9 protein-coding genes are annotated in these 13,806 nt (G+C 53.4%); all 9 read right to left on the minus strand.

All coding sequences use genetic code 11. The annotated features are described in order from the left end of the window. Positions 1 to 22 precede the first annotated feature (22 nt). The 9 genes from METMI_RS0119665 to METMI_RS0119710 all read right to left on the minus strand — a co-directional run bounded on the left by METMI_RS0119665 (position 23) and on the right by METMI_RS0119710 (position 13,772). Complete coding sequence (locus tag METMI_RS0119665) at positions 23 to 3,130, minus strand: MdtB/MuxB family multidrug efflux RND transporter permease subunit (RefSeq protein ID WP_019868021.1); 3,108 nt, start codon at positions 3,128 to 3,130, stop codon at positions 23 to 25. A gap of 124 nt (positions 3,131 to 3,254) precedes the next feature. Next, positions 3,255 to 4,499 (minus strand): MdtA/MuxA family multidrug efflux RND transporter periplasmic adaptor subunit, encoded by a 1,245-nt coding sequence (locus tag METMI_RS0119670; protein WP_232215258.1) that lies wholly within the window; start codon positions 4,497 to 4,499, stop codon positions 3,255 to 3,257. Between the two features lie 492 nt (positions 4,500 to 4,991). Beyond that, positions 4,992 to 6,641 carry a PepSY domain-containing protein gene (locus METMI_RS0119675; RefSeq protein ID WP_019868023.1) on the minus strand — a complete coding sequence of 550 codons (1,650 nt, stop codon included), beginning with the start codon at positions 6,639 to 6,641 and terminating at the stop codon, positions 4,992 to 4,994. Positions 6,642 to 6,995: 354 nt separating this feature from the next. Then, on the minus strand, positions 6,996 to 7,610 hold the full coding sequence (locus METMI_RS0119680; RefSeq protein ID WP_156829905.1) for a c-type cytochrome: 615 nt from the start codon (positions 7,608 to 7,610) through the stop codon (positions 6,996 to 6,998). Between the two features lie 151 nt (positions 7,611 to 7,761). Then, entirely contained in the window at positions 7,762 to 8,337 is a 576-nt protein-coding gene (locus METMI_RS0119685) for a peroxiredoxin (RefSeq protein ID WP_019868025.1), read from the minus strand. Positions 8,338 to 8,348: 11 nt separating this feature from the next. Beyond that, on the minus strand, positions 8,349 to 8,735 hold the full coding sequence (locus tag METMI_RS0119690; RefSeq protein WP_019868026.1) for a hypothetical protein: 387 nt from the start codon (positions 8,733 to 8,735) through the stop codon (positions 8,349 to 8,351). A gap of 567 nt (positions 8,736 to 9,302) precedes the next feature. Further along, positions 9,303 to 10,748: a DUF1501 domain-containing protein gene (locus METMI_RS0119700; RefSeq protein WP_019868028.1), complete on the minus strand. Its 1,446-nt coding sequence runs from the start codon at positions 10,746 to 10,748 to the stop codon at positions 9,303 to 9,305. A gap of 31 nt (positions 10,749 to 10,779) precedes the next feature. Further along, complete coding sequence (locus METMI_RS0119705) at positions 10,780 to 13,230, minus strand: DUF1549 and DUF1553 domain-containing protein (protein WP_019868029.1); 2,451 nt, start codon at positions 13,228 to 13,230, stop codon at positions 10,780 to 10,782. A 47-nt stretch (positions 13,231 to 13,277) separates the two neighbouring features. After that, on the minus strand, positions 13,278 to 13,772 hold the full coding sequence (locus METMI_RS0119710; RefSeq protein WP_019868030.1) for a rhodanese-like domain-containing protein: 495 nt from the start codon (positions 13,770 to 13,772) through the stop codon (positions 13,278 to 13,280). Positions 13,773 to 13,806 lie beyond the last annotated feature (34 nt).

A 13,806-nucleotide genomic window follows, 5' to 3' on the forward strand; every position in this document is an offset into this window, starting at 1 on the left:
ACGGAGCCAGGGAATGACATGGTTAATCCTTACCCGAATCCACAGCGACTATCGAAGGCGCATTGTTGCTTTTAAACCTCCGTCCCAAACGGTCAAACGCCAGATAAATGACCGGCGTCGTGAACAATGTCAACAGCTGGCTGACCAGCAAACCGCCCACCATCGTGATACCCAAAGGATGGCGCAATTCGGAACCGACACCGCTGCCCAGCATCAACGGCAAGGCGCTGAGCAAGGCCGCCATGGTCGTCATCATGATCGGCCTAAAACGCAGCAAACAGGCTTGGTAGATGGCTTCAAACGCGGGCTTGCCTTCTTTGCGCTCGGCTTCCAAGGCAAAATCTATCATCATGATGGCGTTTTTCTTGACGATGCCGATCAATAAAATGATGCCGATGATGCCGATGATGCCCAAATCATTGCCGGACAGCATTAAGGCCAGCAACGCGCCGACACCCGCCGACGGCAAGGTGGACAATATCGTCACCGGATGGATATAGCTTTCGTACAACACGCCCAAGACGATGTACACCGTCACTATCGCCGCGACAATCAGCCACACGGTGTTGGATAAGGACGCACTGAACGCCAAAGTCGCGCCTTGGAATTCGGTTTGTACGCTAATCGGCAGGTTGATGTCTTGTTTAGCTTTTGTGATCGCCTTAACCGCATCGCTGAGGAAGGCACCGGAAGCCAAGTTGAAGGAAATGGTGGCGGACGGGAATTGCGCCAGATGGTTGACAACCAAGGGCGCGAACCGCTCGGAAACCGTCGCCACCGCCGATAACGGCACTTGCGTGCCGCTGGCCGATTGCACCCTAAGCCCGCTGAGCGCGGCGACGCTATTGCGGAATTCCGGCTGCACTTCCAGCACGACGCGGTACTGGTTCGATTGCGTGAACAGCGTCGACACTTGGCGCTGGCCGAAAGCGTTGTACAGCGTATTGTCTATCGCGGCAATGGAAACGCCCAAGCGGCTGGCATTGCTGCGGTCCACCGCGACAAACACCTGCAAACCTTGGTCTTGCACATCGCTGGCGACCTCGGCAAACACCGGCGATGGCGCCAGTTGGTCAACCAGCAAGCCCGTCCAACGGTTGAGTTCCTGCTGGTCGACAGCTTGCACGGTAAATTGGTATTGGCTGCGGCTGATGCGGTTTTCTATGGTCAAATCCTGCACGGGTTGCAGGTATAAATTGATGCCCTGCACTGGCGCGGCTTGGGCTTGCAGGCGTTGGATAACTTGGCTTGCAGTGTCGCGTTCGGCCAAAGGTTTCAGGTTAACCTGCAAACGTCCGGTGTTCAGGGTCGGGTTCGTGCCATCGACACCGATTAACGACGTGACGCTGGCGACCGCCGGATCCTGCAAAACCGCCTCAATCACGGCTTGCTGCCGCTCCGCCATCGCACTGAAAGAAATGCTTTGCGGGGCTTCGGTGATGCCTTGGATAACGCCGGTGTCCTGGCTAGGGAAAAAACCTTTGGGGATGAAGATATACAGGATGACGGTCAACAGCAAAGTCGCGACGGCAACGATCAAGGTGATGGTCTGGTGCCGCAACACCACGCGCAACAAGCCGCCGTAACCCGCCGTCATGCCATCCAAAAAACGGCCGCTGGCGCTATAAAACCATCCCGCCTTTTTTTCATTAATAGGGCGCAGCATTTTCGCGCACATCATCGGCGTCAGCGTCAGCGAAATCACTGCCGAAATCAGGATAGCGACCGCCAAGGTGACGGCGAACTCGCGGAACAAACGCCCGACCACATCGCCCATAAACAACAACGGGATCAGCACCGCCACCAAGGAAAACGTCAGCGAGATGATGGTGAAGCCGATTTGCGCCGAACCTTTCAAGGCCGCCTGCAACGGCGTTTCGCCTTCTTCGAGGTAGCGGCTTATGTTTTCGATGACCACGATGGCGTCATCAACGACGAACCCGGCGGCAATGGTCAAGGCCATCAAGGTCAAATTGTTGACGCTGAAACCCGCCAGATACATGAACGCAAACGTGCCGATCAACGACAGCGGCACGACCACGCTGGGGATGGCGGTCGCCGACAGGTTACGCAAAAACAGGAAAATCACCAGGATCACCAAGGCCAAGGCCAGCAGCAATTCGGTTTGCACATCCGCCACCGACGCGCGGATGGTCGTGGTGCGGTCGCTCATGACCGCGACATCCAGGCCATTGGGGAGCGAATCTTGCAGTTGCGGCAACAAGTCCTTGATCCTATCGACCACTTCAATCACGTTGCTACCGGGCTGGCGGTGGATGTTAACGATCACCGCCGCCGTTTTGTTGGCCCAAGCCGCCAAGCGCACGTTTTCGGCATCGTCCTTAACCGTGGCGACATCCGACAACAACACGGGGCGGCCTTCGCGGTAAGCGATAACCAGAGCCTGGTAATCGGCGACCGATTTTAACTGGTCGTTGGCATCTATGGTCGCCGAGCGGGTCAGGCCATCAAACATGCCTTTGGGTTGGTTGACGTTGGCGGCAACGATGGCCTGCCGCAGGTTCTCAAGGCTCAAGCCATAAGACGACAAGGCCGCCGGATTGGCCTGGATACGCACCGCCGGACGCTGCCCGCCGCTGATGTTGACCAAACCGACGCCGGACAATTGCGAGAGTTTTTGCGCCAAACGGGTATCGACCAAATCTTCCACTTTAGTCAAGGGCAAGGTTTTGGAGCTGATGGCCAAGGTCATGATCGGCGCGTCGGCGGGGTTGACCTTGCTGTAAATCGGCGGCATCGGCAAATCATCGGGCAAAAAATTCGACGCCTCGTTAATCGCCGCCTGCACTTGCTGCTCGGCGATGTCGATGTCCAGGTTCAAGGTGAATTGCAGCACGACCACCGACGCGCCGGACGAACTGGTGGACGACATCTGCGTCAATCCCGGCAATTGCCCTAACTGGCGTTCCAGCGGCGCGGTGATCAGCGAGGACATCACGTCTTGGCTGGCGCCGGGATACAGCGTGACGACTTGGATGGTGGGGTATTCGACTTGCGGCAGCGCGGAAATCGGCAGTTCACGGTACGCGAGGGTGCCGACCAGCAGCAAGGCCAGCATCAGCAAGGACGTGGCGACCGGGCGTAAGATGAACAGGCGGGAGGGGTTCATAATTTAACCGTCCCTGACAGCCTTTGTAGGTTGGGGTGACGCCAGGAACCCCAACGATGGCGGACATAAACGTTGGGGTTCGCACACTCACCCCAACCTACGGACTTGACCAGCATCGAAAAAATCACCGCGTATCCTTAGGCCTTTCCGGCTTGTTTTGCACTGGCGTCGCCGCTTCCGCATCGCGCCCTATCAGCTTGACCTTGGCATCCTCACGCAATTTATCAGCCCCCTCAACAACGACCCGTTCATTAGCCTGCACACCTTCCAGTACGGCGACTTGGTCTTGATAAACCGCGCCCAGCCGCACATTACGCACACTGACCGTCTGATCGTCTTTGACCACATAGACAAAGGTACCGGCATTGCCCGTCTGCACCGCCGCGCTTGGGATAATGACGGCGTCGTGCAAAGTGTCCACCTGCATTTTGATATTGACGAACTGGTTGGCGAACAAGGCGGTGTCATCGTTGGCGAATTGGCCTTTCAATTTCACCGTGCCCGTGTTCAAGTCAATTTGGTTGTCAACCGCCAGTAGCGTCCCTTGCGCGAGCTGGTTTTTACCGCTACGGTCGAATGCTTCAAGCGCCAAGGTTTTACCGGCATGCAATTGTTTCATCACCGCCGGGACTTGGTCTTCCGGCAAGGTAAACACCACCGCTATCGGTTGTGTCTGGGTAATCACGACGATACCGTTGGTGTCGGAGGCCTTGACGATATTGCCCTGGTCAACCATGCGAAGGCCTAAACGCCCGCTAATCGGCGCGGTGATTTTGGCATAATCCAATTGCAGTTTGGCGTTGGCGACCAAAGCCTTATCGGTGGCGACGATACCTTGATATTGCTTGACCATCGCCGCTTGGGTGGCGGCTTGTTGCGCGGCTATCGAATCTTGTTCCAGCAAGGTCTGGTAACGCTGAAAATCAAGCTCGGCATTTTTTAGCAACGCTTCATCGCGCATCAATTGGCCTTCGGCCTGCATGAGCTGGACTTGATACGGGCGCGGGTCAATTTCGGCGATCACTTCGCCTGCTTTTACCAGCCCGCCTTCTTTGAAACTGACTTTTACCAGCTCACCATCGACACGGGATTTTACGGTGACCGTCCGCAGGCCAGTGACCGTCCCCAAGCCGTTGAGGTAAACCGGCAAATCACCTTGCACAGCCGCCTTGGCGATCACTGAGGTGATATTCCGGCTAGGCTTGCCGGCGTTTACCATGGGTGCTGGCGGCCCGGAATCCACAATGAAAGGCCTGGCGATCAAAAATGCCGCTCCGATGGCAAGGATCGCTAGCATCCAGATTAACCAATGCGAAGGTTTTTTGGGTTCCGTTTTTTCGGTACGCCCAATACTATTTTCAGGCTTCATGACTAATTTTTCTGACACGTTTTGTTTGATGTATTGAATTTAAAGGTATTTTACCCATTGTCCACTTTAGCCACTAAAGCCACGAAAAAAAGCGGATAGGAAGTGATATTTACCGACACTCCAGCCACCATTAACCAGATGCCTCGGATGGCATGGCTAGCTTAACTTAGGAATGTGCAGGAAATATGTTTTCCTGATGAGTTGATGCCCGTTCCCAAGCCGGAGCTTCACTGCCATTAATTTAAGATTAGCATTTTAAAATCAATGTGTTGTGTTTAATATTACAACAACTAAAAGTAGGATGGGCTGACGCTAGGAAGCCCATCATGGGGTTGCCTACTTTGATGGGCTTCCTAGCGTCAGTCCATCCTACATTGATATTACATTGGGAAACACTTTAATTTATTGATTTTAATGTTTATTTGTTAACTTAATGGCAGTGAGGCCGGAGCTTGGGAACCAGCGCAAACGGTCACAATAAAAATTTCAGTCTCACCCCTGCAAGCTATCGGTACCAAACTGAGGTTCTTCCAAGGTTTGCCCGACAGGGTATCTGCTTTTATGAGGCGCTTTTTTGCGGCTGGACGTGCTTTTAAACCCAAAAGTTTGTTTAAGCCGTCTCCAACCGATGATTAAGGAACTGACACTTAACACCAAACCAAACGACACCCATGCCAGCATCCAAACATCCCAGAGCGGCCGGTACCTGAGCCAACCAAAATCCCAGTGGTGCAAAGCCGAATAAACCCAGCGCAACACCCGCGCGCTTCTGTCCACTTTGCTAAGCAATTTGCCGTCTTGCGGGTCGATATACAAACGTGTGCCTGCGTCATCGGCTAAGGTCACCAGCAGCACGGGCAAGGGCTTTTCCACCAAACTTTGGTCTTGTCTGGCATAGTAATAGCTGTCATAGCCATTTAAAAGCACTTGGCTTGCCACGGCAGATTTAGCGGCAATCCGGCCTACCGCCGCCAACAACGACGGTCCGTCAAAACGCGCTTTACCACCCTCGACCGCTTGTGGCAGACGTTGCCCGTCACGCGTGTTGGCCAGCAACACGGCTTCATTTTCCAAGCGTTTCCAGCTGAGTTCGACGACATCCGCACCCTCAACGGCGGCCGCCAGTTCCAAGGGCAACACGGGCCGCCAATCGCGCATTGCAGACGGTAAACCGTCACCTAAGTAGCGGTTGATTTCTTGGCGGTTCGGATTGGTTTGCGAGAAGACTTTTCCGGGGTTGGTGTCCAAAAAACCACTCAACGCCCAGAACAGCATCATCGTCCCGCCCAGCAAGCCGCTCCAAAAATGCCATTTGAACCAAAATTCGCGGTAGGGCTGGGTACGGCCTTGCGAATAAGTCGGCCTGCCGCCAAAACCGGGACGCCAGCGCAGCCAGCCAATAATCAGCCCGGTCAAAACCGCAACCGTTGCGGCCAAGCCTGAATACATTTGCACGTCCCCACGGGCTTTCCCCAAACCGATGGCCTCCAAAGGCTTGAACAAATGCAGCCAATTGCCCGCCCAGTAAAAGGCGCGGCCTACCTGGGTGGAGGCGTGCAGGACTTCGCCGGTCTTAGACGAAATCAATAACTGCTGGCCATGACCACCTACGGCAACCTGATGGAAAGGCGCCAACGCGTCCTGGTTACGCAGCATAATGGTTTTGTCCAAGGTCGCCAGATGCTTGGCCTGGGCTATGTCGCCGGAATCAAGCCCATACCAATGTTCGGCAATTTTTAAGGCCTGTCCGGCCGAGGTTTTATGAAGGGAGCCGTCAAGTGCGGACAGGGCCCAGCGTTGGCCTTTGCTGTCTTCCACCAGCCACAGCGGCTCATCCGCGCTACGGACTAAACGGGCGTCAGCAATGCTGGCGGCCACCTCATCGCCTTTGGCCTCTTTTGGCTTGGTTTTGTCCAATGCCTTGCGTTGCCCGGCACTGCGCTCCCACGCTTCGCCCACACTCAACCAACCGACTTCGGGAGCCAAGGTCTCGGCATGGGCCAGTTGTTCGCTGCGCGTTTGCGTAATGGTCGGTGAATACATAATCACCAAACCGGAAAAAAACCACATCAACATAAAAGCCGCCAAGGCTATCCCGACCCAGCGGTGGATTTCATATAACAGACGGTTTAATCTTTTCATTTTATGCCCTTCTTTATCAGAAATTTGCCTATAACACTCCTTCCCGGCGCAGGACTGCCGCCGTCCTTAACGTTTTAAAATACCCTAAGGCATTAAAAACATGACCGGACAGGCTACAAACCCGTTCCGGCTTTGGACTTGGGTACGTACCTTACCCAGAGTCCACGCCCTTTTCCCATATCTTCTCGGGCAGGACGGGGTTTGAAACCCCGTCCTTAACGTTTCAAAATACCTATAGGCACTGTAAACGTTACGGAACGGGTCGCTTAATGCGCCTACTGTTGGTACAAACCCGTTCCGGCTGTCGGATGGGTTCTACAAAAATTTAATGTTAAAAAACTTTTACACACCTACTTACAACCCGGAAATGTAATTGGCCAACGCTTCAATTTCATCATCACTCAACAACTTTGCAGTCTTGTTCATCACCCCATCGGGGCCATTGGTGCGTTCACTCAATTTCCAACTGACCAGTTGCGCCCGCAGGTAATTTTTGTTTTGCCCGCCAATCACAGGATAAGCAACCTCCCCGGTACGGTTGCCTTTGCCTGTGTCGCCATGGCAACTGCTGCAAGGCGCAATCGCCCTACCCTTATCGCCCTCAAAAAATAATTTTGTGGCTATCGGGAAATCCCGCATGGGCAGGCCTTGCATCGTTGGTTGGCTGGCGAAATAGGCGGCGATATCCGCGATATTGGCATCGGTCAAATCCTCCGCCATCACGGTCATCACTTCATGCTGCCGTGCGCCGGATTGGAAATCGCGTAATTGCTTGATGAGATAATTGGCGTATTGCCCTGCATGTTTAGGGATACGGTTATCGGTGCTATTGCCGTCTTCACCATGGCATTCTTGGCAGCGTTCTGATGCGGAAAGGGTTTTTCCTACCACCGGATCACCCTTGCCGATACGCTGGCCAATATCTTCCATCCCATCGGCAGCCGCCACCGTTTGGATGGGCACGGCCATGACCAACAGGCTAAAAAACAAGCGGCACCTACGCCGCCATGAAACATGGCAGCGCCGGAGCCGCAGTGTGAATGCAAATTGCCTGAACTTGCTTGATTGGCATTGGGCCTTTGCAGAACCCTGCGCGGCCAATTGGCTTCGACGTGGGCGGTTAATGTTTAACCGTAAGATGCTGGACAACTTCAAGTGCCTTATCAACGTTTTCCTTGGCTTTTAGGCCACCGATACTGGCGGCGATTTTGCCGTCCGGGGTGACAATGAAGGTAGTGCGCTCGGCAAAGCCATGGGTGATGTCATTGCCACGGGTGTCTTTTTTTCCTGGCGCCGCTTCGCGTACATCCAATTCAAAGGACTTGCTGATTTTGCCGTCTTCATCCGAAGCCACCGGGAATTTACCGGCGCAAAATTCAGGGTCGGCCGAAAACTCGTTCAGCCTGGCGATATTGTCCAGGGACACACCGACAATGCCCGCGCCCGCAGCGGCAAACTTGTCGAAGTTCACGGCGAAGCTATGCGCCTGCAAATTGCAGCCTTTGGTGAAAGCGGAAGGGTAAAAATAAACCACCACCGGGCCTTTTTTCAAAGCCTCCTTGAGCGAATAGCTGGATGCCTTGCCCGCTTGCGAAGCTTGGGCGGTAAAATCGGGTGCGGTGTCGCCTTCTTTCAAAGCGGCATTGGCAGATAGCATTGCACTGCCCAATAGGCACGCCAGTAAAAATCGTTTCATGTGTGCTTCCTTTAAAGCGGTTTATAAGTGTCATGGCAAGCGGTGTCGCAAGCCTTGGAAATTTCTATGGCCTTGTTGGAGGCGGCTTCAAAATCGTTGGTTTCGACGAATTTGACTATTTCGGCGGCCATGTCCTCGTAGCGTTTGGCATCGGTCACGGCATCGGCGGCATCGCCCCGTTTCTCAAAGTAACCTTCGACCAATTTGAATGAGTTTTGCATCTCTTTGGCAAGCGCGATTGAGCCGTTGGCATCTTTGTTGGTGATGTTGTCCTGAAGATTATGGGCGTTGGTGTCTATTGTTTCCATCAACTCTTCAAAATCGAATTCCGCTTCAGCATAAGCCATACCAGCCACCAGCACGAGCAGTATCCCGAAGGGCTTAATCATTTTACGCATGTGTTGTATTCCTTAAAAAGACGGTTTCCAAGCCGCCAATAATGCTGTGCCCTACCAGTCCCCCAGATTGGGAGCCCTTGTTGGAAGGCCTCAGTTTCCGATTCTGTTACGCAGTAACTTAGTTACTATCCCGTTTGCCGCGTCGAGCACCGCAGTATTGGTCGGGACTAGCCCGAAGGGGTGCGGCATGGATGCCGCACGGAGGCAGATGGGCAGGAAGCCCATTCTGCCTCCCTCCGGCCAATGCGAGGAGCGCAAGACATCAGCGGCAACCGGGCCGCCTTTTCTTTGGATACTTTCTTTTGGCGGCGCAAAAGAAAGTATCTCGCCTTCGGGTGCGAGAACCCGATTTAAAAAACATCGCGATAGCGACTCTACTTTATTTATTTTTAAGTCGCAGAAAATGTCTGAGTAACATCAGTCAATAACATGATGAAGGTGGAGATAAAACCACAAAGGGCACGATCTTAAACAAGGAAAATAGGTAAGAAAAACCTGCCTAAATTTTGCCCTTCATGGTTTCATCATCAATACCCAAAGGGTTGGTTGCCGGGTAAACAGCCCCAACTATGCGATGAGTTCTTTAATGACCTTTCCGTAAACCACCGTGGGGCGTTCGGAACGGCCTTGATATTTATAGACCAGCTTCAAGTGGTCCAAGCCCATTTGGTTGAGGATAGTGGCGTGTAAGTCGTAGGTGTCGACGGCAAGCGATTTGTCCGCCACTTGCAGGCCGATTTCGTCAGTCGCGCCATAAGTTGTCCCGGCTTTGACACCGCCACCCGCCAACCATTGGGTGTAACCCCAAGGGTTATGGTCACGGCCAGTGCCGCTTTCGCCCCAGGAAGTACGACCAAATTCTGAAGTCCACACCACCAAAGTCGAATCCAACAAACCTAAGGCTTTCAAATCGGTGAGCAAGCCGGCAATCGGTTTATCGACGATTTTGGCATGTTTGCCGTGGTTTTCTTCCAGTTTGGTATGGGCATCCCAAGTCCGCTCGTCACCGTCCACATCGACAGGGCCGCTGACGACTTGGATGAAACGTACGCCACGTTCGACCAAACGGCGCGCCCGCAGCAAGTTGGTGCCATATTCTTTGGTGGTTTCATCGTCCAAACCATACAGGGCTTTGGTCGCATCCGACTCCTTGCTCAAGTCAACGGCTTCGGGCGCTGACGTTTGCATGCGTTCCGCCAAATCATAAGAACGGACACGGGCTTGCAACTCAGTGTCTTGGGGATAGGCCTGGTCTTTTAAATCGTTCAATTGCTTTAACAGACCTAAATTGTCATGTTGCTGCGATGCGGCAACCAATTCAGGACGTTCCAAATGCAGGATGGGTGATTTGCCTGAACGGAAAGCCGTCCCCTGGTACACCGCAGGCAGGAAGCCTGAGCTCCAGTTGATGGAACCGCCAGTCGGTTCTTTTTTGCCGTTGTAAAGGACGACATAAGCAGGCAAATCGGGGTTTGCCGAACCTAAAGCATACTGGATCCATGCACCTAGCGTCGGGCGGCCCGGGTTCAAACCACCCGAGTTCAGCTTGAGTATGGAAATGTCATGGGTCGCGCCAATCGTCACGCTGGATTTGATGAAAGTCAGGTCATCGGCATGTTGCGCCAAATTGGGCAACAAGTCCGAAAACCAAGCTCCGCTTTGGCCATGTTGCTTCCATGTGCGGTTGGACGCGTACAATTTACCCAAGCCCCCTTGGGTGCTGGTTTTGATGCCTTTTAAGAAAGAAGCCGGGACATCTTGTCCCGCCAACTTGACCAGTTCCGGTTTGTAATCGTACAAATCCAGCGTGCTGGGTGCGCCGTTTTGGTGTAACCAAATGATGGATTTCACTTTGCCGGCAAAGTGCGGCTGTTTAGGTGTCAGCGGATCCGCCAGCTCGGATGCCAAGGCACTGGAAAGGAAACCGCCACCAGGCAACATCCCGCCCAATGCCATTCCGCCTAAGCCATAGCCTGTTTTCAGTAAAAAATCCCTGCGTGATTGGTTGTTCATGTCTTTATCCCCTTAGAAAATAATAGTTGCGTTAGAAGCGGTAGATGAATTCGTTGGAATTCGCCACGGTATGTACCAAATCAACAAATGCGGCGGCACGGATAGGATCCAGCTTTTGGTTATCTTTCAGCCCGGTCGGTATGCTGACCGCAAACTTACCTTCCGAGGTTTTTTCCCTGACCGTCTTTTCATGGTTGTCCAAAAATTTCTGCAACAACACTTTTTCGGAATCGCTCGCTTTGCGGGCAAACAAGATTTGATACAACCTATCCAATTGCGCGGCTTCATCTTTACCCGCTTCATTAATGACCCGTCCGGCCAACGCCTGGGACCAGCCAAACACCACGTCACTATTGAACAAGGCCAATGACTGCAAAGGCGAGGTGGTCACTTCACGCTTGCTGTGCGCCTCTTGCGCGGAAGCCATGTTGAAGGTTTCCAGCAAGGGGTACGGCACACTGCGGCGCGTGAAGATATACAAGCTGCGGCGGTTCTGGTCTTGAGGGTCTTTAGACACTTGCCATTGGTTGCCCGCACCTAGGTTGGCAGGGACTGGCGGGAACACACTGGGGCCGCCGACCTTGTCTTCCAGCTTGCCTGACGCGACCAGCAAGGAATCGCGGATTTGCTCGGCTTCCAAACGTTTTCTTGGGAAAACCCCTAACAATTTGTTGTCAGGGTCGGCTTTGGCGATGTCTTCACGGTAATCCGAGGCTTGACGGTAAACGCTGGACAACAGGATGTCGCGGTGCAGTTTTTTGATGCTCCAGCCTTGCTTGATGAAATTGTCAGCCAAGTAGTCCAGCAATTCAGGGTTAGTCGGTTTTTGTCCGGCCTTACCGAAATCACTGACGGTTTCGACAATGCCATGGCCGAAATATTCTTCCCAAACCCGGTTGACGAACACCCGTGCCGTCAAAGGGTTTTTATCGCTGGCGATCCAATTTGCCAGCGCGGCGCGTCTGCCTGATGAAAAGGGCGTCGCCTTAATATCAGGTTTCTCGTCGGTGATCGCTTCAGGGAACGCAGGTTGCACTTGTTCCAAAGGTTTCTCATGGTCACCCCCAAAAAACACATAACTGGGCGGCGCATCGGAGTGGCCCAGTTCGGTCATGGCGGAGATTTCAGTCGAACCGGATTTGGGTTTTAAGTCGTTAAACTTTTTCAGGTCTTCGGCCAGCTTGTCGTACTCCGTCCATTTGTCAGCAATTTCTTTGGTGTAGTTTTTGTCCTTACCTTTGCTTTCTGCGGTGTCCCGCAAAAAAGCCGCCAAACTTTGCTGGTCGGTGATGTACGCCAAACGGTGGTTCACCCAGCGGTCTTGGGCGTTCCATTCGCTTTGGGGCTTAAAGATCGCCTCGCGGCTATCCGTCAAATAACGCTCCTTATGATGCTTGACGGCTTGGTCCCTAACCGAATCGATAATCGCTTTTTGCTTGTCGCGGATATCTTTCGTAGCGGCTTCCCACTTGGCCAGAGCCGCTTCGTAGTTATGTTCGACTTCGCTTTTTTTCGCAACAGGGATATTGTCAACCGCGCTGACGTTGGCAAAAAACGATTGCAAGGAGAAATAGTCTTTTTGGCTGATCTTGTCGAATTTGTGGTTATGGCAGCGTGCGCACTCGACGGTCTGCGCCAAAAACACTTTGCCGACCGTATCGGTGATGTCGGTGGTGATCTGGTATTTCCGTTGCACCAAATCCCGCGAGTTGTGGTTGTCGGGGAAATTCGCCATGTACCCCGTGGCGATCAAGGCATCCTGGTTGTCAGGCCATATCTCGTCACCCGCCAATTGCTCCTGGATAAAGCGCGAATACGGTTTGTCCTGGTTGAAGGAATTGATCACATAATCGCGGTAGCGCCATAAATTAGGCCGCGTCTCATCGTTTTGAAAGCCCGTGCTATCGGCATAGCGTGCCAAATCCAGCCAACGCCTAGCCTGGCGCTCACCGTATTTGGGCGACGACAACAAACGGTCAGCCAATTTTTCATAAGCATTAGGCGCCGTGTCTTCCACAAAGGCTTGGACTTGCTCAGGCGTGGGGATCACGCCCCAAGCGTCTAACGTCGCGCGGCGGATGAACGCGGCACGGTCCGCTTCAGGTGAAGGCTTGATCCCCTTGGCTTCCAATTTTGCCAAAACGAACGCGTCAATAGGGTTACGCACCCAGCTTTTATCAGTGACCGCTGGTTCTGACGGACGGCTCACTGGCTTATATGCCCAATGGTTGGATTTGGCCGTTTGGGCGGGTTTTGCTTCGGCGGCGGCAGACTTGTCGGGCGCCGCTTTTTCGGTTGCGGGCACGGCTTGGGCTTTATCGGTGCCTATCGCACCGACCGGGTTATTGAACAGGTCCGGCTGGTTGCTTTTGGCTCCTATCGCCCCGACCGGATTGTTGAACAAATCCACCGATGCGGAGGCTTCTAACGCTACCGCGCCGGAAAGCCCCCACAGGATGGCAAGATATAATTTCGTCTTCATGGCTATGCTCCAAATATAAAAGCGTCAGCGGCCTATGCCTGGCTTTATCAAAGTTTCTTTTTATGGTCTGTGGCTTTAGGCGCAACCGGGGCGATTTTGGTTATCACTCCCCCTTCTTCTTCGTAATTTTGCGAACCGACCGCCCCGGCGACATGGAAACCTTTTTCCGCCAACAGGTCAGCCGCTTTGCCAGCGCGTCCGGCGTGGTTGGACACCGTGACAATCGTCCGGTCTTTAGGGATAAACGCTAAACTTTGTTCTAGGGCATTGAGCTGGATGCTCAGATAAACAGGAAACCCGCCAATTGCCGAAACTTCGTCAGGGCGGCGGACATCAATGATGGTGAGCTGCTCAGGCTTGGCAAGCAACGCGTCCAACTGGGCACGGTTGAGCTTTGGGGATTTGGCAGTGTAAGGGCGGGCATCGCCGGTGTGGGCTTCTTTGCTTTGGCTGGCATGGCCTGCGTCATGGTTGGCGGCAAAGGTGACTGGCGCCGCAAGGATCAATAATGTCGTCAACAGCAGTTTTGGTGAGTTTTTCATGGTTATTAGGGGTTCCTTGATGTATGGCTAGAAT

Origin of the sequence: Methylovulum miyakonense HT12 (genome assembly GCF_000384075.1) — a bacterium.
GTDB lineage: Bacteria > Pseudomonadota > Gammaproteobacteria > Methylococcales > Methylomonadaceae > Methylovulum > Methylovulum miyakonense.

What these genes read in the sequence shown, in the direction of transcription:
- METMI_RS0119670 (WP_232215258.1), bottom strand. Translation starts at nt 4,499, where the DNA reads ATGAAGCCTGAAAATAGTATTGGGCGTACCGAAAAAACGGAACCCAAA.
- METMI_RS0119705 (WP_019868029.1), bottom strand. Translation starts at nt 13,230, where the DNA reads ATGAAGACGAAATTATATCTTGCCATCCTGTGGGGGCTTTCCGGCGCG.
- METMI_RS0119680 (WP_156829905.1), bottom strand. Translation starts at nt 7,610, where the DNA reads ATGGCCGTGCCCATCCAAACGGTGGCGGCTGCCGATGGGATGGAAGAT.
- METMI_RS0119690 (WP_019868026.1), bottom strand. Translation starts at nt 8,735, where the DNA reads ATGCGTAAAATGATTAAGCCCTTCGGGATACTGCTCGTGCTGGTGGCT.
- METMI_RS0119665 (WP_019868021.1), bottom strand. Translation starts at nt 3,130, where the DNA reads ATGAACCCCTCCCGCCTGTTCATCTTACGCCCGGTCGCCACGTCCTTG.
- METMI_RS0119685 (WP_019868025.1), bottom strand. Translation starts at nt 8,337, where the DNA reads ATGAAACGATTTTTACTGGCGTGCCTATTGGGCAGTGCAATGCTATCT.
- METMI_RS0119710 (WP_019868030.1), bottom strand. Translation starts at nt 13,772, where the DNA reads ATGAAAAACTCACCAAAACTGCTGTTGACGACATTATTGATCCTTGCG.
- METMI_RS0119675 (WP_019868023.1), bottom strand. Translation starts at nt 6,641, where the DNA reads ATGAAAAGATTAAACCGTCTGTTATATGAAATCCACCGCTGGGTCGGG.
- METMI_RS0119700 (WP_019868028.1), bottom strand. Translation starts at nt 10,748, where the DNA reads ATGAACAACCAATCACGCAGGGATTTTTTACTGAAAACAGGCTATGGC.